This window comes from Ruegeria sp. CJ9 (genome assembly GCF_056536625.1).
The window spans coordinates 672775-696292 of sequence record NZ_JBQFPY010000001.1; the positions used below are offsets into that span (position 1 = coordinate 672775).

General features: G+C 58.5%; 27 protein-coding genes. 1 reads left to right on the plus strand and 26 read right to left on the minus strand.

What is annotated here, in order from left to right:
• Nucleotides 1-11: 11 nt before the first annotated feature.
• Nucleotides 12-713 (plus strand): NUDIX hydrolase, encoded by a 702-nt coding sequence (locus ACR0AJ_RS03375; protein WP_170348174.1) that lies wholly within the window; start codon nt 12-14, stop codon nt 711-713.
• Between the two features lie 3 nt (nt 714-716).
• On the opposite strand, the gene ACR0AJ_RS03380 is transcribed toward ACR0AJ_RS03375, so the two are convergent.
• The 26 genes from ACR0AJ_RS03380 to ACR0AJ_RS03505 all read right to left on the minus strand — a co-directional run bounded on the left by ACR0AJ_RS03380 (nt 717) and on the right by ACR0AJ_RS03505 (nt 23458).
• A complete protein-coding gene (locus tag ACR0AJ_RS03380) occupies nt 717-2384 on the minus strand; it encodes a ribonuclease J (protein WP_170348172.1) in 1668 nt (555 codons plus the stop codon).
• On the minus strand, nt 2381-3160 hold the full coding sequence (locus tag ACR0AJ_RS03385) for a type III pantothenate kinase (RefSeq protein ID WP_170360150.1): 780 nt from the start codon (nt 3158-3160) through the stop codon (nt 2381-2383). The genes ACR0AJ_RS03380 and ACR0AJ_RS03385 overlap by 4 nt, the downstream gene beginning before the upstream one ends.
• An 11-nt stretch (nt 3161-3171) precedes the next feature.
• The gene (locus tag ACR0AJ_RS03390; RefSeq protein ID WP_170348169.1) at nt 3172-3921 is read right to left on the minus strand and encodes a biotin--[acetyl-CoA-carboxylase] ligase; all 750 of its coding nucleotides are present in this window, start codon (nt 3919-3921) and stop codon (nt 3172-3174) included.
• Nucleotides 3922-3975: 54 nt separating this feature from the next.
• Nucleotides 3976-5418 carry an NADH-quinone oxidoreductase subunit NuoN gene (gene nuoN / locus ACR0AJ_RS03395; protein ID WP_480740080.1) on the minus strand — a complete coding sequence of 481 codons (1443 nt, stop codon included), beginning with the start codon at nt 5416-5418 and terminating at the stop codon, nt 3976-3978.
• 15 nt (nt 5419-5433) lie between these two features.
• Nucleotides 5434-6978, minus strand: a complete 1545-nt coding sequence (locus ACR0AJ_RS03400; protein ID WP_170348165.1) for an NADH-quinone oxidoreductase subunit M — start codon at nt 6976-6978, stop codon at nt 5434-5436.
• The gene (gene nuoL / locus ACR0AJ_RS03405) at nt 6978-9125 is read right to left on the minus strand and encodes an NADH-quinone oxidoreductase subunit L (protein WP_480646174.1); all 2148 of its coding nucleotides are present in this window, start codon (nt 9123-9125) and stop codon (nt 6978-6980) included. The genes ACR0AJ_RS03400 and nuoL overlap by 1 nt, the downstream gene beginning before the upstream one ends.
• A gap of 6 nt (nt 9126-9131) precedes the next feature.
• Nucleotides 9132-9437, minus strand: coding sequence for an NADH-quinone oxidoreductase subunit NuoK (gene nuoK, locus ACR0AJ_RS03410; protein ID WP_005984024.1), 306 nt, complete (start codon nt 9435-9437; stop codon nt 9132-9134).
• A 4-nt stretch (nt 9438-9441) separates the two neighbouring features.
• Nucleotides 9442-10044 carry an NADH-quinone oxidoreductase subunit J gene (locus ACR0AJ_RS03415; RefSeq protein WP_170348161.1) on the minus strand — a complete coding sequence of 201 codons (603 nt, stop codon included), beginning with the start codon at nt 10042-10044 and terminating at the stop codon, nt 9442-9444.
• Nucleotides 10041-10451 carry a carboxymuconolactone decarboxylase family protein gene (locus ACR0AJ_RS03420; RefSeq protein WP_170348159.1) on the minus strand — a complete coding sequence of 137 codons (411 nt, stop codon included), beginning with the start codon at nt 10449-10451 and terminating at the stop codon, nt 10041-10043. The genes ACR0AJ_RS03415 and ACR0AJ_RS03420 overlap by 4 nt, the downstream gene beginning before the upstream one ends.
• Nucleotides 10448-10942, minus strand: coding sequence for an NADH-quinone oxidoreductase subunit NuoI (gene nuoI, locus ACR0AJ_RS03425; protein WP_170395751.1), 495 nt, complete (start codon nt 10940-10942; stop codon nt 10448-10450). Before nuoI ends, ACR0AJ_RS03420 begins: the two co-directional genes overlap by 4 nt.
• Nucleotides 10943-10944: 2 nt before the next feature.
• On the minus strand, nt 10945-11982 hold the full coding sequence (nuoH, locus tag ACR0AJ_RS03430; RefSeq protein ID WP_170348155.1) for an NADH-quinone oxidoreductase subunit NuoH: 1038 nt from the start codon (nt 11980-11982) through the stop codon (nt 10945-10947).
• 195 nt (nt 11983-12177) lie between these two features.
• Complete coding sequence (gene nuoG, locus ACR0AJ_RS03435; RefSeq protein ID WP_480740082.1) at nt 12178-14199, minus strand: NADH-quinone oxidoreductase subunit NuoG; 2022 nt, start codon at nt 14197-14199, stop codon at nt 12178-12180.
• 3 nt (nt 14200-14202) lie between these two features.
• Entirely contained in the window at nt 14203-14607 is a 405-nt protein-coding gene (locus tag ACR0AJ_RS03440) for a DUF5333 domain-containing protein (protein WP_480740084.1), read from the minus strand.
• Nucleotides 14608-14705: 98 nt separating this feature from the next.
• On the minus strand, nt 14706-15101 hold the full coding sequence (locus ACR0AJ_RS03445; protein ID WP_425080960.1) for a hypothetical protein: 396 nt from the start codon (nt 15099-15101) through the stop codon (nt 14706-14708).
• Nucleotides 15101-15517: an MAPEG family protein gene (locus ACR0AJ_RS03450; RefSeq protein ID WP_480740086.1), complete on the minus strand. Its 417-nt coding sequence runs from the start codon at nt 15515-15517 to the stop codon at nt 15101-15103. Before ACR0AJ_RS03450 ends, ACR0AJ_RS03445 begins: the two co-directional genes overlap by 1 nt.
• 409 nt (nt 15518-15926) lie before the next feature.
• Nucleotides 15927-17225: an NADH-quinone oxidoreductase subunit NuoF gene (gene nuoF, locus ACR0AJ_RS03455; RefSeq protein ID WP_170348145.1), complete on the minus strand. Its 1299-nt coding sequence runs from the start codon at nt 17223-17225 to the stop codon at nt 15927-15929.
• 12 nt (nt 17226-17237) lie between these two features.
• Nucleotides 17238-17459 carry a DUF5337 domain-containing protein gene (locus tag ACR0AJ_RS03460; protein ID WP_170349358.1) on the minus strand — a complete coding sequence of 74 codons (222 nt, stop codon included), beginning with the start codon at nt 17457-17459 and terminating at the stop codon, nt 17238-17240.
• 32 nt (nt 17460-17491) lie between these two features.
• Nucleotides 17492-18589 (minus strand): NADH-quinone oxidoreductase subunit NuoE, encoded by a 1098-nt coding sequence (nuoE, locus tag ACR0AJ_RS03465; RefSeq protein ID WP_480740088.1) that lies wholly within the window; start codon nt 18587-18589, stop codon nt 17492-17494.
• Nucleotides 18589-19812 (minus strand): NADH-quinone oxidoreductase subunit D, encoded by a 1224-nt coding sequence (locus ACR0AJ_RS03470; RefSeq protein WP_480740090.1) that lies wholly within the window; start codon nt 19810-19812, stop codon nt 18589-18591. The genes nuoE and ACR0AJ_RS03470 overlap by 1 nt, the downstream gene beginning before the upstream one ends.
• Complete coding sequence (locus ACR0AJ_RS03475; RefSeq protein WP_264187107.1) at nt 19812-19937, minus strand: hypothetical protein; 126 nt, start codon at nt 19935-19937, stop codon at nt 19812-19814. The genes ACR0AJ_RS03470 and ACR0AJ_RS03475 overlap by 1 nt, the downstream gene beginning before the upstream one ends.
• 1 nt (nt 19938) lies before the next feature.
• The gene (locus tag ACR0AJ_RS03480; protein ID WP_058274391.1) at nt 19939-20112 is read right to left on the minus strand and encodes a hypothetical protein; all 174 of its coding nucleotides are present in this window, start codon (nt 20110-20112) and stop codon (nt 19939-19941) included.
• Complete coding sequence (locus ACR0AJ_RS03485; RefSeq protein WP_170395739.1) at nt 20112-20717, minus strand: NADH-quinone oxidoreductase subunit C; 606 nt, start codon at nt 20715-20717, stop codon at nt 20112-20114. The genes ACR0AJ_RS03480 and ACR0AJ_RS03485 overlap by 1 nt, the downstream gene beginning before the upstream one ends.
• 11 nt (nt 20718-20728) lie before the next feature.
• Nucleotides 20729-21262 (minus strand): NuoB/complex I 20 kDa subunit family protein, encoded by a 534-nt coding sequence (locus ACR0AJ_RS03490; protein ID WP_010442777.1) that lies wholly within the window; start codon nt 21260-21262, stop codon nt 20729-20731.
• A complete protein-coding gene (locus ACR0AJ_RS03495; protein WP_050602775.1) occupies nt 21253-21618 on the minus strand; it encodes an NADH-quinone oxidoreductase subunit A in 366 nt (121 codons plus the stop codon). The genes ACR0AJ_RS03490 and ACR0AJ_RS03495 overlap by 10 nt, the downstream gene beginning before the upstream one ends.
• Nucleotides 21619-21811: 193 nt before the next feature.
• On the minus strand, nt 21812-22594 hold the full coding sequence (locus ACR0AJ_RS03500) for a crotonase/enoyl-CoA hydratase family protein (RefSeq protein WP_480740092.1): 783 nt from the start codon (nt 22592-22594) through the stop codon (nt 21812-21814).
• Between the two features lie 9 nt (nt 22595-22603).
• Nucleotides 22604-23458: a hydroxymethylglutaryl-CoA lyase gene (locus tag ACR0AJ_RS03505; RefSeq protein WP_480740093.1), complete on the minus strand. Its 855-nt coding sequence runs from the start codon at nt 23456-23458 to the stop codon at nt 22604-22606.
• Nucleotides 23459-23518: the final 60 nt, after the last annotated feature.

Below are 23518 nucleotides of genomic sequence, written 5' to 3' on the forward strand. Positions count from 1 at the left end.
TCGCACAGAACATGACAGTCGACAAATCAGCGATACGGGACGCGGCAACGGTCATCGTTCTTCGAGATCGTATGATCGAGCCGTCCATCCTGATGGGGCAACGCGGTGCAAAGGCCGTATTCATGCCCAATAAGTTCGTGTTTCCCGGCGGTGCCGTCGATGCCGAGGACAGCTCGGTACCTTTGGCCACGCCCCTGCCCGCGTTGTGCAGCGATAGGCTGGACGAAAAGTCCGAACCGGGATTGCAAAACGCACTGGCCGCAGCCGCAATTCGTGAATTGTGGGAAGAAACCGGGCTGATCCTGGGGGATCCCGGCGGGTGGAGCGGCACAGTTCCGGAGGATTGGCAGGGCTTTGCCGACTTGGGTTACCGCCCATCGGCCAGCGCGCTGCAATTTGTGTTCCGTGCTGTGACCCCTCCGGGGCGCCCACGCCGTTTCGACGCACGGTTCTTTCTGGTCGATGCCAACGCCGTTCAGGGGGATCTGGATGATTTCAGCCGCGCGTCGGATGAGCTGTCCCATTTGCAATGGGTCCCGCTGGACCGCGCGCGCGAACTGGACCTGCCCTTCATTACCGAGGTCGTTCTTGCGGAAATAGCGGCCCGGGCTACAAATCCCGAACCACCCGCCACCGTGCCGCTATATCTGCATACCGAAGAACAAAGCCTGTTCTTGCAGCTCAAGGGTTATCCCATGCCCGACGCGGACTAGGCGTCACCTCATCCGGCTGATAACCGTCGTCACCTCGGGCTTTTTACCGATTTCTGACTTGGCGGTCTGGCGCACGATGCGGCGCAAAGCTTCCTCCAGCTTGTCATCGTCGCGCAACGTCTTGGCATCGGCCCGCATCAGGAATTGGTTCAGGTCCTCTTCCAACACTTCAATCAGCGCCGCCCGCGACGTCCCGATTTCAGGCAAGCCCATCGTGTCGCACCACGGCTCACCCAGCGGCTCGTCCTCTTCGTCCAAAATGACCGTCACGGTCACGTGCCCGTTCAAAGCCATGCGAATACGGTCACGCACGATCCCGTCCAGAGCCCCGACCTTGACGGTGCCGTCCAGATAGGTGCGGCCGGTTTCAATATAATCCACCACCTGCGGCGCATTGCCTGTCAGGTCAACCATCGTTCCGTTGACGGCCAGAATGCCCGTACGCCCACCGGCCTCGGCCAGTTTAGTGTGTTCACGCAAATGCCGATGCTCGCCGTGCATCGGGATCACCATCTGCGGGTCGATCAGGGCGTGAACTCTTTCAAGATCCGGTCGGTTGGCATGGCCGGACACGTGGTACAGACCTGAACTGTCATCCACCACATCCACACCCTTTTCGCTGAGCTGGTTCATGATGAAAATCACGCCGCGCTCATTTCCGGGGATGGTTTTGGATGAGAACAGGAACAGATCACCCTCTTTCAGCTCCAGCCCGCGGTATTTGCCCCGCGCCAGTTGGGCACTGGCGGCGCGGCGTTCGCCCTGGCTGCCGGTCACGATCAGCATCAGGTTCTGGCGCGGCATGTCCACGGCCTCTTCGGCACTGACAACCTTGGGAAAATCCGTGAGGATTCCAGTTTCAGTCGCGGCTTCGATCATCCGTCGCATGGCACGACCCAGCAACACAACCGAACGCCCGGCGCGCTGGCCCGCTTCGGCCAGTGTTTTCACCCGTGCAACGTTCGATGCAAAGGTGGTCGCAACCACCATACCTTCGGCGCTTTCAACCAGTTTGGTGATCTCGGGGCCGACCTCGGATTCCGAACGACCTGCATGTCCAGAAAAAACATTGGTGCTGTCACAGACCAGCGCCTTAACACCGGATTTCGCGACCTCGGCCCACAGATCGGGATCAAAGGGCTCACCCACCACGGGGTTTTCATCCAGCTTGAAGTCACCAGTATGCACAATCCGCCCCTTGGGCGTGTCGATCACCAGCGCAGCACTTTCGGGGATCGAATGCGACACAGGCAGGAAGCCAATCGTGAAGGGACCGACCGAGACCTGCTCGGGCCAGGCCGATACCGTGCGGACCGCGTCCTCGGGGTGGCCATGTTCCTCCATCTTGCGACGGGCAATGTTGGCGGTGAATGCGCGTGCATAGACAGGTGCGCCCAGTGCCTCATAGCAATGGGCCACGGCGCCGACGTGGTCTTCGTGCGCGTGGGTGACGAATACGGCCTCAAGCCGGTCCGCCCTTTCGCGCAGCCACGAGATATCGGCATGGATCAGATCAACGCCCGGCGTCGTGTCCATATCCGGAAAGGTCACGCCAAGATCCACCAGGATCAGACGCTCTTTCCCGGGCTTTCCATAGCCATAGACATACGCATTCATGCCAATTTCGCCGGCACCACCCAGCGGCAAATAGATCAGTCGTTCACTGCTCATGTCGAGCCATTATCCTTGTTATAGCGATGGATCACGGTCAGCCCGTGCATCGTCAGATCTTCTTCGATCGCATCAAACCCGACATCCGCCTGATCGAACAAAGGCGCAAGCCCACCGGTGCCGACCACTTTCATCGGCATGCCGTATTCTGCCTTGATCCGGGCAATCAGCCCCTCGATCAAGCCGGAATAGCCCCAATACACGCCGGACTGGATACATCCAACCGTATTCGTACCAATCACCTTTTCCGGGCGGGTAATGTCGATATGCGGCAATGCAGCCGCGCCTTGGTGGAGTGCCTCAAGGCTGAGGTTCACACCCGGTGCAATGATGCCGCCAACATAGGCACCGTCGTGGGCCACTACATCGAAATTCGTGGCCGTCCCGAAATCGACCACAACAACATCGCCGCCATGGCGGTCAAACGCGCCCACGGCATTGGCCAACCGGTCCGGGCCGGGGATTGTTCCTTCGTCAATGCGCGGTGCCACGGGCAACAGGCATTCAGGCTTGCCCACAACCAGCGGCCGACACCCAAAGAAGCGATCAGCAAAAATACGCAGGTTAAAGACCACACGCGGCACGGTCGAGGCGATCACCACGTCAGTGATCTCCGCTTCGATCCCGTAATGTTTCACCAGCGTCGAATACCAAGTGAAATAGGCATCCGCCGTACGCGAATGATGGGTCGAGGTGCGCAGGGTACACAGGAACTTTTCGCCGTCCCAGATCGAGAAAACGGTATTGGTGTTGCCGCAGTCGATAGCCAGAAGCATCTGAGCCCCCTTTAGAAGTACACGTCCGCCGCAGGAATGCTGACACGGCCTTTTGCGGTCTTTAGGACAAGGTTGCCGCCCGAGTCCACGGTTTCAAAGGTTCCAACCGTTTCAGATGTCGAGGTTCGCGCTGTGATCACTTCACCCAAGCGAGCGGCACGAGACAGCCAGGCAGTGCGGATCGGCTCGAACCCGTAGGTCACGAACTGAGTTTCATATTGTGCATAAGCCGCGGCCAATTCGGTCAGAAAATCCTCGGGCAGCACTGCGGCACCGGTTTCCGACAACAGAGAGACTGGCCGCACCGCGCTTTGTTCCACCGCATAGGCTGGGGGCGCCTGGGAAAGATTTACACCGATGCCAATCGACAGATACGACACGCCCCCGCCCTTTCCGGTGCTTTCCAGCAAGATGCCCGCCAGCTTGCCCCCGTTCAGCAGCACGTCGTTGGGCCACTTCAATGACAGCCCGTCGGCGCGACCGGTGACCGCGACACAGGCGTCGAACAGCGCCAAGGCCGCCACAAAGCTGCGCAAGGCCGCTTGTTCCGGATTACCCTGCGGTCGCATTAACAAGGTCGCCGCCAGGTTGCCCTTGGGGTTGGCCCACGCCCTACCCCGTCGTCCCCGCGCCGCCGTCTGGTGATGCGCCATGATCCACACAGGGCCCGGCGCCGTAGGGGCAAGCCGGGCAGCCTCATTCAATGTACTGTCGACTTCCTGCACGATGTGCAGTCCGTATCCTTGCGGCCAATCAGTCACGTCAAAAAGGCCCGGCCTTTTGACCGAGCCCCCTGAAATTGGATGTTAAACACGTCAGTTGACAAGCGTCGCCGCCGCAGCTGCAGCCGCGCCTTCGATGCCGAACTGATAGAAAACGCCCACCAGCATCAGCGCCGCCGACCCCATCAGCGCGACCCACAGAACCGGGGTCGAGTGGGTTTCGATCGGATCCTCGTTCTCGGCCCCGAAATACATGTAGAACACGATCCGCAGGTAATAGAACGCACCGATCACAGAAGCGATGGCCGACACGATCACCAACCCGGTCAGACCCGCGCTGATACCAGCCTGCCAGACGCCGAACTTGGCGAAAAAGCCCAACATTGGCGGAACGCCAGCAAGGCTGAACATTAGGATCAGAACAGCCAGGGCCTTACCCGGATCGCGTTTGGAAAACTGGCGAAGCGCATCGATATCAGTGACGGGTTTGCCATCGCGCTCCATCATCAGGATGAAGGCAAAGGTGCCGATATTCATGGTCACGTAAATTGCCAGATACATCAGCATCGCTTTGATGCCCATTTCCGTACCCGCTGCCAGACCGATCAGCGCATAACCCATATGGGCAATCGATGAAAACGCCATCAGCCGCTTGATATTGCGCTGACCAATCGCGGCAACCGCACCCAGCAGCATCGACAGAACCGAAAGCAGTACGATCACCTGCTGCCAGTCTTTCACTACGTCACCAAAGGCGTCATGCATCAAGCGGGCAAACAGCGCCATCGCCGCCACTTTTGGTGCGGTAGCAAAGAAGGCGGTGATCGGCGTGGGCGATCCTTCGTACACGTCCGGCGTCCACATATGGAAGGGCACAGCCGAAACCTTGAAGGCAAGGCCCGAGATCAGGAAGATCAGGCCGAACAGCAGACCAACCGAGATGTCGTCATGGTGGACCGTTTGGATGATGCCCGAAAACAGCGTCGTGCCAGTAAAGCCATAAACAAGCGATGCACCATACAGCAGCAGCCCCGAACTGAGCGCACCCAGTACGAAGTACTTCAGACCGGCCTCAGTTGATTTGGCGCTGTCACGACGCAACGCAGCCACGACGTACAGCGACAGGGATTGCAGCTCCAGCCCCATATACAAGGACATCAGATCGCCTGCGCTGACCATCATCATCATACCGACAGCAGCCAGTGCCACCAGCAACGGGTATTCGAACCGCAACAGATCGCGGCGGGTCATATATTCCTGGCTCATCACCAGAACAGCCGCAGCCGACAGCAGGATCGCGACCTTGGCAAACCGCGAGAACCCGTCATCGACGAACATCCCGTTGAACGCCACGTTGGTGCCATCGCCATTGGTTGCAATCCAGAAGGACAGCAGCGCCATCAGCCCCGCCGTCGTCCACACCAGAATTGGCGCCAGCGCGTCTTTCGTCGTGTAAACTGCCCCAATCAGGGCGGCCATCGCATACACGGCCAGAACGATTTCCGGCAGGATTATTGTCAGATCAGCCTGGATCATGTCTCCAAAGCTCCCTTAATGCGAGGCGGCCGTCTGGGTCGCGGCCTCAGCCGCGGCCAGAGCCGAGTCATAGTTCGAAATCAGCGCGGCGGTCGAATTGCCGATCACATCGGTTACCAGCGACGGGTAAACGCCCAGCAGGATGGTCATCACGATCAGCGGCGCAAAGATCAACCGCTCGCGCGAGCTCATGTCCGTCATTGCCTTGAGGCTTTCCTTGATCAGATCGCCAAACACGACCCGGCGATACAGCCACAACGCATAGGCAGCCGAGAAGATCACGCCAGATGCAGCCACAGCCGTCACCCAGGTATTGACCTGGAACGCGCCCATCAGCGTCAGGAATTCACCGATGAACCCGGATGTACCCGGCAGGCCGACATTGGCCATTGTGAACAGCATGAAGACCAGCGCGTATGCGGGCATGCGGATCACCAGACCGCCATAAGCGTCGATGTCACGCGTGTGCATCCGGTCATAGATGACACCGACACACAGGAAGAGCGCGGCCGAGATAAACCCGTGGCTGAGCATCTGGAAGATCGCGCCGTCAATGCCCTGCTGGTTCGCAGCAAAGATACCCATAGTCACAAAGCCCATATGAGCAACCGAGGAATAAGCGATCAGCTTTTTCATATCCTCCTGCACCAGCGCCACCAGCGAGGTGTAGACTACTGCGATGGCCGACATCCACAGGACCAGATCGGTCATCACCGCTGACCCGACTGGGAACATCGGCAGACTGAACCGCAGGAAGCCATAGCCGCCCATCTTCAGCAGGATCGCCGCCAGCACAACCGAGCCTGCAGTCGGCGCCTGAACGTGTGCGTCAGGTAGCCAGGTATGAACCGGCCACATCGGCATTTTCACCGCAAACGATGCAAAGAAGGCCAGGAACATCAACGTCTGCATACCGCCGACGATATAAACGCCCAGCACGCTGAACCCTTCGGACGAGAAATGGTGGCTCATCAAGGCTTCGATATCAGTTGTGCCTGCATCGGAATACATCGCAACCATCGCCACCAGCATCAGCACCGAGCCCAGGAAAGTATAGAGGAAGAACTTGAAGCTCGCGTAAATCCGGTTAGCCCCACCCCAGATGCCGATGATCAGGAACATTGGGATCAGGCCGGCCTCGAAGAACAGATAGAACAGGACCAGATCCAGCGCCATGAACACGCCCAGCATCAGCGTTTCCAACAGCAGGAAGGCGATCATGTATTCTTTGACGCGGTCGGTGACCTGCCAGCTGGCCAGAATGGTCAGCGGCATGATGAAAGTGGTCAGCAGTACGAACAGAACGCTGATACCGTCTACACCCATCTTGTATTTCAGACCCAGCAGCCACTCGGCCTCTTCCACCATCTGAAAGCCGGTATTGGACGGATCAAACCCTGTGTAGATACCGATCGAGACAAGGAAGGTCACCGTGGTCGCCACCAGTGCAACCCATTTCGCGTTGCGCTGCGCAGCCGCGTCCTCACCATGCAGGAACAGGGCCAGGATGCCTGCCGCCACTGCCGGAATAAAGGTGACGATCGAGAGGATATTATCCATTAGTGTGCGCCTCCGCCGATCGACATCCAGGTGACCAGGGCAGCGATACCCAGAACCATCCAGAAGGCATAAGTAAAGATGTAGCCCGTCTGTGCCTTGCCTGCGAGGCGGGTAAAGAAGGGAATAACGCCCATCGAAACCCCGTTCAGGAAGCCGTCGATAGTATTGCCATCACCGCGTTTCCACAGGAACCGACCAAGCGCAACGGTGGGTTTGACAAAGATCGCATCGTAGATCTCGTCAAAGTACCACTTGTTCAGCAGGAACAGGTAAAGCGGACGCTGGTTCTGTGCCAGACGCCCCGGCAGGGACGGGTTCACGATATAGAACCAATAGGCCATGACAAAACCCAGCGCCATCGCGACAAAGGGTGAGACCTTGACCCATTTCGGGGCGGCATGCGCATCGTCCAGAATATGGTTGTCCGGCGCGATATAGATCGCGCCCTCGCCCGGCTCACCCGCGAAGACATAGTGGTGATCACCGCCATGCGCATCCTTCTCGCCGTGCCCATCATCGGCATGAGTATCTTCTGCGTGCCCCTCATCAGCGTGTGCATCATCCGCATGTGAATCCGCAGTGCCATGATCGACCGCCTCGGCATGCTCCGACGCCTCGGCCACCGGAATGCCATAGAACTTGCCGACCTTGTCCGCATGACCAAAGAAGTTGCCATACCAGATCATCCCGGCAAAGACCGCACCCAAGGACAGCACGCCTAAAGGAATCAACATGGTCATCGGGCTTTCATGCGCATGCTCATGCGTATGCTGATCACCCCGCGGCTCGCCATAGAAAGTCAGGAAGATCAGGCGCCAGCTGTAGAACGAAGTGAACGCAGCCGCGATCACAAGCAGCCAGAAGCCATAGGCCGACCCACCAGCATAGGCACTCTCGATGATGGCATCCTTGGACAGGAACCCGGCGAACCCGATGGTGGTCAGCGGAATACCAACGCCGGTAATAGCCAGTGTCCCGATCATCATCGCCCAGAAGGTATAAGGGATTTTCTTACGCAGACCGCCGTATTCGGTCATTTCCTGCTCGTGATGCATAGCGTTGATCACCGAACCGGCCCCAAGGAACAGCAGCGCCTTGAAGAACGCGTGCGTGAACAGGTGGAACATCGCAGCCGAATACATGCCCACACCGGCGGCCACGAACATGTAGCCCAGCTGCGAACATGTCGAATAGGCGATGACGCGCTTGATGTCGGTCTGCACCAGACCCACAGTTGCGGCGAAAAACGCGGTCGAAGCGCCCAGTACGGTGATGAACCCGGTCGCACCCGGTGCGAACTCCATAAGCGGCGACATGCGGCACACCAGGAAGACACCTGCTGTCACCATCGTCGCTGCGTGGATCAGTGCCGACACCGGTGTCGGGCCTTCCATCGCATCCGGCAACCAGGTGTGCAGGATCAGCTGCGCCGATTTACCCATCGCACCGATGAACAGCAGCACACAAATCACCTCGATGGCGTTCCACTCACCCCACAGGAAGTGCAGTTGCGTTTCCGCTAGTTCAGGGGCCGACGCGAAAATGTCGGAAAAATTGATGCTGTCCGTCAGGAAGAACAGAGCAAAAATCCCCAGCGCAAAGCCAAAGTCGCCCACCCGGTTGACAATGAACGCTTTCATCGCCGCCGCGTTGGCCGATGGCTTGCGGTAGTAGAAGCCGATCAGCAGGTAAGACGCGACACCCACACCTTCCCAGCCAAAGAACATCTGAACCAGATTATCCGCCGTCACTAGCATCAGCATGGCAAATGTGAAGAAGGACAAATAGGCAAAGAAGCGCGGCTTATAACTCTCGCCTTCGCGCCATTGCGGATCATGGGCCATATAGCCGAAGGAATACAGGTGTACGAGCGCCGATACGGTCGTCACCACGATCAGCATGATCGCGGTCAGCCGGTCCAAACGCACGGCCCAGCTTGTCGAGAGCGAGCCGCTCTCGATCCAGCGCATGATCTCGACCTGCTGGGTCACCCCGTCAAAGGTGAAGAACACGATCCACGACAGCAAACAGGCCAGAAACAGCAGGCCGGTGGCGGTCCACATGGCGGCCTTTTCGCCAATGAATCGCCAGCCGAACCCGCAAAGCAGCGCGCCCACCAGCGGGGCAAAGAGGATGGTAGTTTCCATGTTCTCTTACCCCTTCATCATATTGACGTCTTCAACCGCGATGGTGCCGCGGTTGCGGAAGAAGCAGACCAGAATGGCCAGACCAATCGCCGCCTCGGCCGCTGCAACGGTCAGCACGAACAGCGTAAACACCTGCCCGACCAGATCGCCGAGGAAACTGGAAAACGCCACGAGGTTGATATTTACCGCCAGCAGCATCAACTCGATGCTCATCAGCAGGATGATGACGTTCTTGCGGTTCAGGAAGAGACCGAAGATGCCGATGACGAACAGTGTCGCCGCGACCGTAAGATAGTGTTCAAGTCCGATCATCGTCTCAAAGTCCCTGCCCCGGTTTCACGTCCTTCAACTCCATCGCCTTGGCCGGGTCGCGCATCATCTGGCCGATGATGTCCTGACGCTTGATGTCCTGACGGTGGCGCAGCGTCAGAACAATGGCGCCGATCATGGCCACCAGCAGGATCAGGCCCGCCAGCTGGAACAGAAGGAAGTATTGATCATAAAGAATGACGCCCAGCGCCTCGGTGTTGTGGCGGTCCACCGGAACCGGCTGCGCCAGATTGGCCGCCGCACCCTGCGCGCTGTCCCATGCGCCAAAGGCCATGACGAACTGCATCAGAATGACCAGACCGATCAACAAGGCCAATGGCATGTAACGCGCCATCTCGGCCTTCAGCTCGGCAAAGTCCACGTCCAGCATCATCACCACGAACAGGAACAGCACCGCGACCGCGCCGACATAGACGATGATCAGCAGCATTGCCACGAACTCGGCCCCCAGCAGCACGAACAACCCGGCCGAGGAGAGGAAGGAAAGGATCAGCCACAGCACCGAATGCACCGGCTGGCGGCTGATCACCGTGAACAGCCCGCCGGTGATGGCGCTGATGGCAAACAGGTAGAAGGCAAAGACGGTCATTGATCCTCATCCTCGTTATCGCCCATGACCTCTTGCGCCAGATCCAGCGCGCGGGTCATGGCCGGGATGCCGGCAAAGACCGACATCTGGCCGATCGTTTCCACGATCTCTTGTTTCTTTGCGCCCGCTTCCAACGCGTGACGCACGGTCTGACGCACCGCTGAATCCGCCTGCGCGCCCTGACAGGTCAGCCCGGCCAGCGTCAGCAGCAGGCGGGTCTTGGCGTCCAATCCGTCCTTGTTGACGGTGTTGCCGAACATCATCTCCATGACCTCTTTGGGCATGGTCGGCCACAGCGCTTCGAACCCCTTGGGCGAGAAATTCTCGAGCCCCGGGTTCATCGCCTTGGCCATGTCCTGTGCCTGTTTGAGCATTTGCTCGAATGGGTTTGTGGGCTTGTCACTCATCTGTACGGCGCATCCATTTCCAGGTTGCGGGCAATCTCGGCTTCCCAGCGTTCGCCGTTATCCAGCAGTTTTTGCTTGTCGTAGAACAGCTCTTCGCGGGTTTCGGTGGCGAACTCGAAATTCGGGCCTTCGACGATTGCATCGACCGGGCAGGCCTCCTGACAGAAGCCGCAATAGATGCACTTGGTCATGTCGATGTCATAGCGCGTGGTTCGACGGCTGCCGTCCTCGCGCGGTTCGGCGTCGATGGTGATGGCCTGCGCCGGGCAAACCGCCTCGCAGAGTTTGCAGGCGATGCAACGTTCCTCGCCATTCGGATAACGACGCAAGGCGTGCTCGCCCCGGAACCGCGGGGACAGAGGGCCCTTTTCGTGCGGGTAGTTCACGGTGGCCTTGGGGGCGAAGAAATACTTCAACCCCAGTTTCATGCCGACCCAGAAATCCTGCAGCAAAAAGTACTTGGCAGCGCGGGTATAGTCGATCTGCGTCATGATTAACCTCCTACGCTCCAACGGGCGAATGCCCCCCAGAACCAGTCGAATTTCGCCGCAAAGGCCACAAACACCACCCAGGCCAGCGAGAATGGCAAAAACACTTTCCAACCCAATCGCATCAATTGGTCATAGCGGTAACGCGGCGTGATCGCCTTGACCATTGCGAAGAGGAAGAAGAAGAACGCCATTTTGGCGACCATCCACAGCACTCCGTCGGGCAGGCCCGGGATCGGCGACAGCCAGCCACCGAAGAACAGCAGCGATGTTAGCGCGCACATCAGGAAGATCGCAATGTATTCGCCTGCCATGAACAGCAGGAAGGGTGTGGCCGAGTATTCGACTTGATAACCGGCAACCAGTTCGGATTCCGCCTCGGGCAGGTCAAACGGTGGGCGGTTGGTTTCCGCCAGCGCCGAGATGAAGAACAGGAAGACCATCGGGAAATGCGGCAGCCAGTACCAGCTGAATAGGCCCAGCCCGCCATCCTGCGCGCGTACGATGTCGCCGAAATTCATCGACCCTGTAGAAATGATCACACCAATGATGATCAGGCCGATGGAAACCTCGTAAGAAATCATCTGCGCAGCCGAGCGCAACGATCCTAGGAACGGGTACTTTGAGTTCGACGCCCAACCGCCCATAATCACGCCATAAACCTCCAACGAGGATACGGCGAAGACATACAGGATGGCGACGTTGATATCTGACAGGACCCAGCCATCGTTGAACGGGATTACCGCCCAGGCGATCATCGCCAAAACAAAGCTTGTCAGCGGTGCCAGAATGAAAACCGTGCGGTCGGCCCCGGCGGGGATGACCACCTCTTTCACCACATATTTCAGCGCATCTGCCACCGATTGCAGCAGGCCATAGACGCCCACCACATTGGGACCGCGGCGCATCTGTACCGCCGCCCAGATCTTGCGGTCGCCATAAACGAGGAACAACAGCGAGATCATCACAAAGGCAACAACGGCAAGCACTTGCGCCAGAATGATGATGGCTATTCCGCCTGGGGTGTTAAAGAAATCAGCCATTGGTCCTCACACCGTGGGTATTCCGTTTTCCGCGTAAATTGCGAAGGCCATTTGCCTGCGCAAACTGCGGCTGGGTCGGCGCGTTGGTGTAAACAGCATCCGCCGCACTTACGCCACCCTTATTGTTGCGTCTCACGCGCATTTTCACAGCCACCTTATTGCAGGCGCCTAAAAGCGATATGAAACAGGTCTGTTTCATTCCGCCGCGATCTTCCCGGCCTTGCGTGCCTGTGCCTGCGCCGACAGCTCAGCCATCAGTTGCGAGGCGCGGGCGATGGGATTGGTCAGGTAAAAGTCCTTGATCGCATTGCGGAAAGTGGCTGTACCTAGGGGGCCAGCCTCCATCAATTGCACTTCGTTTTCGATCACCTCGTCGATGCGCGTAAGATGCGGCACTGCTTCGATCAGCGCACTGCGCAATTGCGCCAGCGAGTCGTAAGGCAGCGTCGCGCCCAATTCGGCCGACAAGGCCCGCAGGATCGCCCAGTTTTCCTTGGCCTCACCCGGTGCAAAGCCTGCGCGCATGGCCAGCTGAGGACGGCCTTCGGTGTTCACGAACAGGCCGTTTTCCTCAGTATAGGCGGCGCCTGGCAGGATCACATCGGCGCGGTGTGCGCCCCGGTCGCCATGGCTGCCCTGATAGATGACGAACGCGCCCTCACCGATCTCGACCTCGTCCGCGCCAAGGTTATAGATTACGTCCGCCGCGCTGATCGCGTCCATACCACCTTCGTTTGTCGCATCCACGTCCATCGCACCCACGCGCGAGGCTGCTGTATGCAGAACGATCAGACCGCTTTCTGTATTTGCAGCAATGGCTTGCGCAGTGGCCAAAACAGCGGCACCGTCAGCCTCTTGCAGCGCACCCTGCCCCACAACAACCAGAGAGGCCTTGCCTTTGATCACATCATCGCCGCCCATATCGACGACTTTTTGCAGTGCTGCGCGGTCATCACCCATGTGGTGATACTTATAGGTCAGATCGACAGCCGGACCGACCAGAGCAACCTCGGCCCCGTGCGCCCATGCTTTGCGGATACGTGCGTTTAAAACCGGAGCTTCCTCACGCGGGTTGGTGCCGATCAACAGAATACGCTCGGCTCTGTCGATATCCTCGATCGCAGCAGTCCCGGCATAAGCCCCACGGTTACCCGCAGGCAGTCGGACACCGTCGGTGCGACACTCGACAACACCGCCCAGGCTTTCGATCATCTGTTTGAGCGCAAAGGCCGCTTCGACTGGCGCTAGATCACCCACGATACCCGCCGGTTTCTCGGCACCTTTCAGCGCCTCGGACGCTTTGGTCAGCGCCTCGGGCCACGAGGCCGGGCGCAGCTTGCCGTTTTCGCGAATATATGGGCGGTCCAAACGCTGACGCCGCAGACCGTCCCACACAAAGCGGGTTTTGTCGCTGATCCACTCTTCGTTCACACCGTCATGGTTGCGCGGCAGGAAGCGCATGACCTCACGCCCCTTGGTATCCACCCGGACGTTCGAGCCCAAGGCATCCATCACGTCGATGCTCTCGGTCTTGGTCAATTCCCACGGACGAGCCGTAAAGGCGTAAGGTTTCGAGGTCAGCGCCCCCACCGGACACAGGTCGATGATGTTGCCCTGCAGGTTCGAATCCAGCGTCTGGTTCAGATACGAGGTGATCTCGGCATCTTCTCCGCGCCCCGTCTGACCCATCTGAGTGATCCCGGCAACCTCGGTCGTGAACCGCACACAACGGGTGCAGCTGATGCAGCGGGTCATCGCAGTGCCAACCAGCGGTCCCAGATCCAGATCGTCCACCGCGCGCTTGGCTTCCTTGAAGCGGCTGCCCGACAGACCATAGGCCATCGCCTGATCCTGCAAGTCGCACTCGCCGCCCTGATCACAGATCGGGCAATCCAGCGGGTGGTTGATGAGCAGAAACTCCATCACCCCTTCGCGGGCCTTTTTGACCATGGGTGAGTTCGTTTTGACCTCCGGCGCTTGCCCTTCGGGGCCGGGGCGCAAATCGCGCACCTGCATCGCGCAGGACGCCGCAGGTTTGGGCGGGCCGCCCACAACCTCAACCAGGCACATCCGGCAGTTCCCTGCGATCGACAAACGTTCGTGATAACAGAAGCGCGGCACCTCGACCCCGGCTTGCTCACAAGCCTGGATCAGGGTCATCGCACCATCGACTTCGATTTCCTGCCCGTCGATATTGATCTTACGGAGGTCAGACATCGTCTAGTTCGCCCTCAAATACACGCCAATGGCGCTGTTTCTTTCAATCTCTGCCCGCCCCAGCGTGCAGAAGGAATTGGGGTTTTCGTAGGTGACGCCGTGTCGGGCCAGATACGCCTCGCCCTTGGCGCGCATCCGGTCCTTTTCAGCATCCGAATCCACATACGCCCGGATTTCATTGTCCGAGTATCCCAGATTGTTCGCTTGCGACTTCAATCCCCACAGCACACCGATCGCTTTCAGGCGCCGCCCGCTGATCGAGGGGCAATACTCTGAAATCTCATTTGCAATGGCGATGTAATAGAGTTCGTTGTCGATCTCTTTGACTTCGCGCAAGGGCGGTTTCGCTTCAACGATGGTGGGCAAAGCCAGCACAGACAGCAGCGTCAGCATTTTCACACTGGACATGACAAATCCTTTCGTCTTGGGAAACCCAAGACGACCGGCAGTCGGGGTGCTATGCAATAACATCCCCCGTGTCATCGAGTGATATGCGAACACGCGCGTCATGGTCGCTGGCAAGCTCCTGCAAAGGTCAACTTGTCGTCGCTGACACGCAAGTTCTGGGGTTCAGTATCCGGGCCGACCTTCCACGCGATGCTGGAAGAACCGAAGTTCTTGATGCAGAATTTCGTCCCCTCGTACCGTCCCGCTTCGCGCGCGCCGTCCAACGAGGCAGAAACCCCATTCACAACCACGGTGAATTCGGTCGGCATCTTCTTTTTATCGACGGGCTTTGCTTTGGCCCGAAAATACTTACCGTCAAAAAGGACACGATCACTGGACGACGTGATGCCGCCGCACGCCGAAACAAGTGACAACGTAAGGACGCCGGCCAACATGGAGACGCGACCGGCAACACTTTTACGTCCTAGCATCTGATTCTTTCCCCAAGTCTTCATCAAAACGCCGCCACTATTGCCATAATCCCCATCACGACCATACAGGCCCAGGCGATGACATACAGAACCGAGCGCAAACCAGCAGACGGTTTGCCGATACCGCGAATATGCACCACCAGCATTATCAGGCGCGCCAGCAACGCGACCGAAGCCAGCAAATTGACCCAAAATGGGCTGACCCCCATGAGAATGGCCGCGACAATGACCGTCAGGTAGGCGGGCAGCGTCTCGGTCCCATTCAGGTAGGCGCGATTCAGGCGATAGGCCTTGTCAGCATAGTCTTGTTCGGGTGTGGCCCCCGGCGCCAACCCTTTGCTTTGTTTCGCCAAAGCCGTGAATGGCGACATGAACAGAAGCACGAGCGTGAAGATCACTATCGAAGTAACTGCGTGGGAGTAGTCGGTTAGAAATTCCATCTAGGTCACTCCTTTACCAGAAATCGCCCGATAGCATCTTCGGTTCCTGCCACGCCTCGTCCAAACGCACAAAGAGATTTTTTGTTTGAAATTTCTACATTTCTGTCGTCGAGAACCTTCCTTACTTGCCCCTTAAGCCAATCGGATCTCCCATAGAATAAGAACTTGCGCATTTTTTGCCGACGCAATCCCTGAACCGCAGTCAGTTCTGTCGCAGTCAGCACGTAACTCTGGTAATCAGAACCGCCAACAGTGGCCAGACCGCTGCATCTGTCTTTTATGAAATGAGCCGCAAGAACTTCACCGACAGCCTGATCGTATGCCGCACGTTTCGCAGCTGCGGCTGGGGCTGCTACAGCCCCGATAAGCAAGAGTGCGACACAAGTTGTTCGAAAGCTCCGCATCTCGATCACTCCGCCGCCATCGCACCCATCCGACCCGTTTTCTGGGCCTTGATGCGATCTTCAATCTCTTCGCGGAAGTTACGGATCAGGCCCTGGATCGGCCAGGCAGCCGCATCGCCGAGGGCGCAGATCGTGTGACCTTCAACCTGTTTGGTCACATCGAACAACATGTCAATCTCTTCCAGCTCGGCCTCGCCGCGCACCAGACGGTCCATCACGCGCATCATCCAGCCGGTGCCTTCACGGCAGGGCGTACACTGACCGCAACTTTCATGTTTGTAGAATTTCGACAGCCGCCAGATCGCCTTGATAATGTCCGTGGACTTGTCCATCACGATCACCGCCGCCGTTCCCAGGCCCGAGCCCAGATCGTTGCGCAGATGATCAAAATCCATGATCGCATCGCGCATGTTCTCACCGCGCACACAGGGTACCGAAGAACCACCCGGAATAACCGCCAGAAGATTGTCCCAACCGCCGCGAATGCCGCCGCAATGGGTTTCGATCAGCTCCTCAAAGGGAATAGACATTGCCTCTTCGACCACGCAGGGGTTGTTCACGTGACCCGAAATGGCAAACAGCTTGGTTCCCGCGTTGTTCTGTCGACCGAATCCCGCAAACCAGTCCGCACCACGGCGCAGGATGGTCGGCACAACCGCGATGGATTCTACGTTGTTCACCGTGGTCGGGCAGCCATACAACCCCGCGCCCGCCGGGAACGGAGGCTTCATCCGCGGCATACCTTTCTTGCCCTCAAGGCTTTCGATCAGGGCGGTCTCTTCTCCGCAGATATAGGCACCGGCGCCGTGATGCAGGAACAGATCGAAATCCCAACCCGAACCGGCGGCGTTCTTGCCTAGCAGACCCGCGTCATACGCTTCGTCAATCGCGGCCTGCAGCGCCTCGCGCTCGCGGATGTATTCGCCGCGCAGGTAGATATAGCAGGTGTGTGCGTTCATCGCGAAAGACGCGATCAGGCAGCCTTCGATCAACGTGTGCGGATCATGGCGCATGATCTCGCGGTCTTTGCAGGTGCCGGGCTCGGATTCATCCGCATTCACCACCAGATAGGCCGGACGACCATCACTTTCCTTGGGCATGAACGACCATTTCAGACCGGTTGGGAAACCCGCGCCACCGCGCCCACGAAGGCCCGAGTCCTTCATCGTCTGAATGATCCAGTCGCGCCCATTGCCAATCAGGCCAGCTGTGCCGTCCCAATGCCCGCGGGCCTGCGCACCTTTCAGCGTGCGCTCGTGCATCCCGTAGATGTTGGTAAAGATCCGGTCCTGATCCTTCAGCATCGCGTGTTACCTTCAGCTATCCTGACGCATGCGCCAGAGTTGAAATATGTTGACGCCCGCATAGACGAACGCCGCCAGAGCGGCGAGATCAAACAACAACGCATGGCGCGTCGTCAGTTCCAGTGCGGGGCCAATGAACAGGTTCATGGCAAGCCAAATGGTCATCGTCACTGCAATGACGATACCTATGTGACGACCCTTGCGGGCTATGGCCTGTTCTTTGTCCTTGTCCATCTCATCCTTCATGCCCCGGATGGGCATGCGTCCTAGTCTTCGTAAGTGCCGTCTTCCTTGGCACGTTTGGCGAACTCGGTTTCCTCGCCCGCCGCCAGCTTACCGGCCTGTTCGATCCAGCCGTCCCGCTCGATCCGACCTTTGAACTTCAGCCGCGCATCAACCCAAGCCACCTGTTCCGATGTCCAGGCCGCAATCTGGTCGTAGTGGTAAAAGCCCAACTCGTTCAGCGTTTCTTCCAACTTGGGTCCGACACCTTTGAGCATCTTCAGGTCATCAGCTTTTCCATCGCGCGGCGCGGTCAGGGTTTCCGGCTGGTCTTCTTTCGCCTTCGCCTCTTCGGCCTGTTTCACCGCAGGCTTGCCCGGTGCCGGCGCTTTCGGAGGTTTCGGTGCTGCCTTGGTCGCTGCAACCTTACCGTCCTTACCCAGCCAAGGGGTCAGGATGGGCACTTCGGTCCCATCAATCCGCTTGACTGTATCGCCCAGATCATTCGCCAGTTCGACACTGGCGTTAAACTGGGTTCGACCACTGTCATATTCCGTCAGACTGGTCAGACCCTTGAGAGGTTCTGCCGCATAACGCCCATTCTGCGGGCCCGGTGTCGGAACTTTGCCCGCAACCAGATCGTCGAGGATTTTGCCAAAGCTCTCGGTGGTCAGGTCCTCATAATAGTCCTTACCAATCTGCGCCATCGGCGCGTTGGTACAGGACCCGAGGCATTCCACCTCTTCCCAGCTCAGCTTGCCATCGGCAGATAGTTCATGCGGCCTGGCAGCGATCTTGTCCTTGCAGACCGCAATCAGATCCTCGGCTCCGCAGATCATGCAGGACGTCGTGCCGCAAACCTGAATATGCGCAACAGAACCAACCGGCTGCAACTGGAACATGAAGTAGAAAGACGCGACCTCAAGCACGCGGATGTAGGCCATGCCCAGCATGTCGGCGACGGATTCAATCGCCGGACGACTCAGCCAGCCTTCCTGCTCCTGCGCGCGCCACAGCAGCGGGATAACCGCGCTGGCCTGGCGCCCTTCGGGGTACTTGGTGATCTGCGCTTCGGCCCATTGCTGGTTGGCAGCGGAGAAGGCAAAGCTTTCGGGTTGTTCGGGGTGGAGGCGGCGGAGCATTAGCGGTCAATCTCTCCAAATACGACGTCCATGGTGCCGATGATGGCGGCAACATCGGCCAATTGGTGGCCTCCGGCGACGTGGTCCATGGCTTGCAGGTGCAGGAACCCCGGTGCGCGCAGTTTGGCGCGGTAGGGTTTGTTGGTGCCGTCGGCGACAAGATAGACGCCGAACTCGCCCTTTGGGGCCTCAACGGCGGCGTAGACCTCACCGGCGGGAACGTGGAAACCTTCGGTGTAAAGTTTGAAATGGTGGATCAAGCTTTCCATCGAGGTCTTCATGTCTGAGCGTTTCGGCGGGGTAATCTTGCCGCGCGCCAGAACATCGCCGGGGCACTCACGGATTTTGACGATGGCCTGCTGGATGATCGACAGCGACTGGCGCATCTCTTCCATGCGCACCAGATAACGGTCGTAGCAGTCGCCGTTCTTGCCGACGGGGATCTGGAATTCGAACTCGTCATAGCATTCATAAGGCTGCGCGCGACGCAAATCCCATGCCAGACCAGACCCGCGCACCATCACGCCCGAGAAGCCGTATTTCTGGATGTCATCCTCGGTTACGACGCCAATATCGGCATTACGCTGTTTGAAGATACGGTTTTCGGTCAGCAGACCGCCGATGTCATCGAGAACGGCGGGGAATTCGTGGCTCCACGCCTCGATATCGTCCAGCAGTTCCGGCGGCAGGTCCTGATGGACACCACCAGGGCGGAAATAGGCGGCGTGCAGGCGGGCACCGCAGGCGCGCTCATAGAACACCATCAGCTTTTCGCGTTCCTCGAAGCCCCACAGCGGCGGCGTCAGCGCGCCGACGTCCATCGCCTGCGTGGTCACATTCAGCAGATGGTTCAGGATGCGCCCGATCTCCGAATAGAGAACACGGATAAGCGAGCCGCGACGCGGCACTTCAACCCCGGTCAGCTTTTCGATGGCCAAACACCAGGCGTGCTCCTGGTTCATCGGCGCCACGTAATCCAGGCGGTCGAAATACGGCAGGTTCTGCAGATACGTCCGGCTTTCCATCAGCTTTTCGGTGCCACGGTGCAGCAGACCGATATGCGGGTCACAGCGTTCGACGATCTCACCGTCCAGCTCAAGCACCAGGCGCAAAACCCCGTGTGCCGCAGGGTGTTGCGGGCCGAAGTTAATGTTGAAGTTGCGGATCTTCTGTTCTCCGCTCAGCGCGTCCGTGCTGCCGTCATCGTATCTTGAGCCGTCCATCAACGCCCCCGTTTTTTCTTTTTCGCTTCGGCCCGAACCCGAACCTTTTCAGCTTCGGCCGCTTTGGCAGCGGCACCTGCCAGCAGCACCCCCAGCGCACCCAGAATGATAAGTTCACCCATCATCTCAGCGGCGCTCCAACTCTTGCAGTTTCAGCCCAACCCACCACAGCAACGCAATTGTGCCAAATGGAACCAGACAAAGAAGGCACCAGAACTTGTTGATCCCGAAAAACGGCAAAATCTTCACCATCGGAATGATGGTCAGTGCAGAAAGGATCAACCACCAGATGCCACCCATTATTCAGTCTCCTGTTTTTCATCCCCCGGAAGAATGTAGTTCGCGCCTTCCCACGGGGACATGAAATCAAACTGACGGTATTCCTGCACCAACGACACCGGCTCATAGACAACGCGCTTTTGCGCTTCGTCATAGCGCACCTCGGTATAGCCGGTGGTCGGGAAATCCTTGCGCAGTGGGTGGCCGCGGAACCCATAGTCGGTCAGGATGCGGCGCAGGTCCGGGTGGCCCGAGAACAGGATGCCGAACATGTCGAACACCTCACGCTCGAACCAGTTCGCCGAGGGGTGAACGTCAACGATCGAGGGCACCATGTCTTCTTCTCGAATTGAAACCCGCAGGCGGATGCGCTGGTTCTGGTACATCGACAGGAAGTGATACACCACATCGAACCGCTTGGCCCGTTCGGGGTAATCCACGCCAGTGATGTCGACCAGCGACGAAAACTGGCAATTCCGGTCGGATTTCAGGAACTCAATGAATTCCACAAGGTTCGACGGCGCCACATCCACGTTCAGTTCGCCATGGGTCACATCCCAGGACAGAACGCAATCGGCCCGTTTCAGTTCAAGCTGCGCGCCGAGTTCTTTGAGTGCTTCGCTCATCAGCTCTCTCCTCAGCGTACGATGGTGCCGGTGCGGCGGATTTTGCGTTGCAACTGCATCAGGCCATACAGCAACGCCTCGGCGGTTGGCGGGCACCCGGGGACGTAGATATCCACTGGAACCACGCGGTCACAGCCGCGCACGACCGAATAGGAATAGTGGTAATACCCACCGCCATTTGCGCAGGACCCCATCGAGATCACATAGCGCGGCTCGGGCATCTGGTCGTAAACCTTGCGCAGCGCCGGGGCCATCTTGTTAGTCAGCGTTCCCGCCACGATCATTACATCGGACTGACGTGGGGACGCCCGCGGGGCGATACCAAACCGTTCGGCATCATAACGCGGCATCGAGGTGTGCATCATCTCAACCGCGCAGCAGGCCAGACCGAAGGTCATCCAGTGCAGCGATCCGGTACGGGCCCAGTTGATGATGTCTTCGGTCGAAGTCAGCAGGAACCCTTTGTCCTGCAACTCGGCATTCAGGGCCTGGGTTGCGACTTCTTTGTCGACACCGGCAGTGTTTGCACCCGTCATCACTCCCATTCCAAGGCCCCCTTCTTCCATTCATAGGCAAAGCCGATGGTCAGAACACCCAGGAACACCATCATCGACCAGAACCCTACATCGCTGATGTCCTTGAAGCCGACGGCCCACGGAAACAGAAAGGCGATTTCCAGATCGAAGATGATGAACAGAATCGAGACCAGATAGAACCGGACGTCGAATTTCATCCGCGCATCGTCGAAGGCGTTGAAGCCACATTCATATGCGCTGACCTTTTCAGGGTCGGGGTTGCGGACTGCCAGAACCACAGCCGCCAGAATCAGGACGATTCCAAGGCCGACAGCAACGGCCAGAAACACCAGAATCGGGAGATACTCCCGTAGCAGGTCTTCCACGAATAGCTCCTTTCCTGCGCAACCCGGTCGGGGGGCGCCGTCAATTGGCGTGTTGACTGGACATTCTCTATCCGCGCGGGGTCAGAGGGTCAACCGAACACAGTCGCAGACGGGAGTAATAATCCACTTGTCATGCCCTGTGATCCGGGAAAGGTGATTCCTACTGCAACTGCAATGAAATTAAGGCCTAAACCTAACTATTCCATGCAGGTTTTCGCTTTTCAAAGAACGCACCGATTCCCTCCATCGCCTCGTCGGTTTCCCACCGATCCACCAAGGCTCCGATCGTCTGGTCAATCACAGCATCGTCAATATTGGGTCCCAGCTTGCTGACCAAATCCTTGGCCGATGCAACCGCGCCTGGCGCACAGGAAAGATAGGGCAGAACTTCGGCTTCGACCGCATCAGCTAAATCGGTTGCCGGAACGGTTTTGGCCAGCAGCCCAAGCTCGACCGCCTCGACAGCATCGAACAAACGGGCCGACATGAACACGCGCCGCGCCCGCGCCTCACCCATCCGGGCAATCACATATGGGCCAATCGTGGCCGGGATCAGACCCAGCCGCGTCTCGGTCAGGGCCATTTTTACGCTGTCCACACCAATGGCCACGTCGCAAACAGCAGTCAGCCCAACACCACCGCCAAACGTATTGCCCTGAATCGCACCGATCAGCGGGCGGGGCATGGTGTTCAGCGCCTGCAGCATCTCGGCCAGCTTGCGCGCCTCGGCAAACCGCGTTTCGGGGTCGGCGGCCATCTGGTCCTGCATCCAGCCCAGGTCACCGCCCGCACAGAAACTCTTGCCCGCCCCGGTCAGAACCACCACGCGAACTGTGTCATCTGCACCCAGTTGCGCGGCCGCTTGTGTCAGTTCGGCAATCATCTGCGCCGACATCGCGTTGTGTTTTTCCGCCCGGTCGAGCGTCAAAGTCGCAACTCCACGCGCGTCTGTGGTCACCGAGATCGTTTCAAACATGCCCGCCCCTCACTCTGGCCGCATGGCCCGCGCCATTTGCGCGGCCTGTTCTACGATTTCCAGATCAAGTCCGGTTTCATAGCCCAACCGCTCCAGATGGGCGGCCACGGCCTCGGTCGCGACATTCCCCGCAGCTCCGGGCGCATAAGGGCAGCCGCCCAATCCACCAACTGCCGTATCAAAGGTCCGCACGCCCAGCGCCAGGGCAGCATCAATATTGTCGAGCGCCCGGCCATTGGTGTCGTGGAAATGCCCAGCCAGACGGGTTACCGGCACGCGTTCTCGTACGGCTAAGAGCATATGCGCGATGGTATCTGGCGTCCCCTGCCCGATTGTATCGCCCAATGAGATCTCATAGCAGCCCAAGCCAAACAGCTGATCTGCGACCTCGGCCACCTTCTCGGGCGGTGTTGGGCCATCATAGGGGCAGTCGGTCACGCAAGAGACATAGCCACGCACCGGCAGATCAATGTGGCGCGCGGCCTCGAGGATCGGTTTAAATCTCTCGATGGATTCGGCAATCGTGGCGTTGATATTGGCTTTCGAAAATCCCTCGGAGGCCGAGGCGAATACTGCAATCTCATCCGTTTTGGCCGTCAGGGCGTCCTCATATCCACGCATGTTGGGCGTCAGCGCGGCATAGCGCACCCCATCTGTCCTTTTTATTCCGGCCAAAACTTCCGCACTGCCGGCCATCTGCGGCACCCATTTGGGCGATACAAAACTGGCTACTTCGATCCGGTTGAACCCGGCGCGGCTGAGGCAGTCGACCAGCGCCACTTTCTCGGCAACCGGGATCTCACGCTGTTCATTTTGCAGGCCGTCACGTGGACCTACTTCGAAAATCTCGACCCGCTCACCCATGGCCGCGCTCCTCCCGGTTTTGTTTCGTGTCCTGTTCGGATGGCCTGACTGTGCCACGCG

Excerpts from the sequence above, each read along its gene's own strand:
- ACR0AJ_RS03375 (WP_170348174.1), top strand. The coding sequence starts at position 12 with ATGACAGTCGACAAATCAGCGATACGGGACGCGGCAACGGTCATCGTT.
- ACR0AJ_RS03380 (WP_170348172.1), bottom strand. The coding sequence starts at position 2,384 with ATGAGCAGTGAACGACTGATCTATTTGCCGCTGGGTGGTGCCGGCGAA.
- ACR0AJ_RS03385 (WP_170360150.1), bottom strand. The coding sequence starts at position 3,160 with ATGCTTCTGGCTATCGACTGCGGCAACACCAATACCGTTTTCTCGATC.
- nuoN (WP_480740080.1), bottom strand. The coding sequence starts at position 5,418 with ATGATCCAGGCTGATCTGACAATAATCCTGCCGGAAATCGTTCTGGCC.
- ACR0AJ_RS03400 (WP_170348165.1), bottom strand. The coding sequence starts at position 6,978 with ATGGATAATATCCTCTCGATCGTCACCTTTATTCCGGCAGTGGCGGCA.
- nuoL (WP_480646174.1), bottom strand. The coding sequence starts at position 9,125 with ATGGAAACTACCATCCTCTTTGCCCCGCTGGTGGGCGCGCTGCTTTGC.
- nuoK (WP_005984024.1), bottom strand. The coding sequence starts at position 9,437 with ATGATCGGACTTGAACACTATCTTACGGTCGCGGCGACACTGTTCGTC.
- ACR0AJ_RS03415 (WP_170348161.1), bottom strand. The coding sequence starts at position 10,044 with ATGACCGTCTTTGCCTTCTACCTGTTTGCCATCAGCGCCATCACCGGC.
- ACR0AJ_RS03420 (WP_170348159.1), bottom strand. The coding sequence starts at position 10,451 with ATGAGTGACAAGCCCACAAACCCATTCGAGCAAATGCTCAAACAGGCA.
- nuoI (WP_170395751.1), bottom strand. The coding sequence starts at position 10,942 with ATGACGCAGATCGACTATACCCGCGCTGCCAAGTACTTTTTGCTGCAG.
- nuoH (WP_170348155.1), bottom strand. The coding sequence starts at position 11,982 with ATGGCTGATTTCTTTAACACCCCAGGCGGAATAGCCATCATCATTCTG.
- nuoG (WP_480740082.1), bottom strand. The coding sequence starts at position 14,199 with ATGTCTGACCTCCGTAAGATCAATATCGACGGGCAGGAAATCGAAGTC.
- ACR0AJ_RS03440 (WP_480740084.1), bottom strand. The coding sequence starts at position 14,607 with ATGTCCAGTGTGAAAATGCTGACGCTGCTGTCTGTGCTGGCTTTGCCC.
- ACR0AJ_RS03445 (WP_425080960.1), bottom strand. The coding sequence starts at position 15,101 with ATGAAGACTTGGGGAAAGAATCAGATGCTAGGACGTAAAAGTGTTGCC.
- ACR0AJ_RS03450 (WP_480740086.1), bottom strand. The coding sequence starts at position 15,517 with ATGGAATTTCTAACCGACTACTCCCACGCAGTTACTTCGATAGTGATC.
- nuoF (WP_170348145.1), bottom strand. The coding sequence starts at position 17,225 with ATGCTGAAGGATCAGGACCGGATCTTTACCAACATCTACGGGATGCAC.
- ACR0AJ_RS03460 (WP_170349358.1), bottom strand. The coding sequence starts at position 17,459 with ATGGACAAGGACAAAGAACAGGCCATAGCCCGCAAGGGTCGTCACATA.
- nuoE (WP_480740088.1), bottom strand. The coding sequence starts at position 18,589 with ATGCTCCGCCGCCTCCACCCCGAACAACCCGAAAGCTTTGCCTTCTCC.
- ACR0AJ_RS03470 (WP_480740090.1), bottom strand. The coding sequence starts at position 19,812 with ATGGACGGCTCAAGATACGATGACGGCAGCACGGACGCGCTGAGCGGA.
- ACR0AJ_RS03475 (WP_264187107.1), bottom strand. The coding sequence starts at position 19,937 with ATGATGGGTGAACTTATCATTCTGGGTGCGCTGGGGGTGCTGCTGGCA.
- ACR0AJ_RS03480 (WP_058274391.1), bottom strand. The coding sequence starts at position 20,112 with ATGGGTGGCATCTGGTGGTTGATCCTTTCTGCACTGACCATCATTCCG.
- ACR0AJ_RS03485 (WP_170395739.1), bottom strand. The coding sequence starts at position 20,717 with ATGAGCGAAGCACTCAAAGAACTCGGCGCGCAGCTTGAACTGAAACGG.
- ACR0AJ_RS03490 (WP_010442777.1), bottom strand. The coding sequence starts at position 21,262 with ATGGGAGTGATGACGGGTGCAAACACTGCCGGTGTCGACAAAGAAGTC.
- ACR0AJ_RS03500 (WP_480740092.1), bottom strand. The coding sequence starts at position 22,594 with ATGTTTGAAACGATCTCGGTGACCACAGACGCGCGTGGAGTTGCGACT.
- ACR0AJ_RS03505 (WP_480740093.1), bottom strand. The coding sequence starts at position 23,458 with ATGGGTGAGCGGGTCGAGATTTTCGAAGTAGGTCCACGTGACGGCCTG.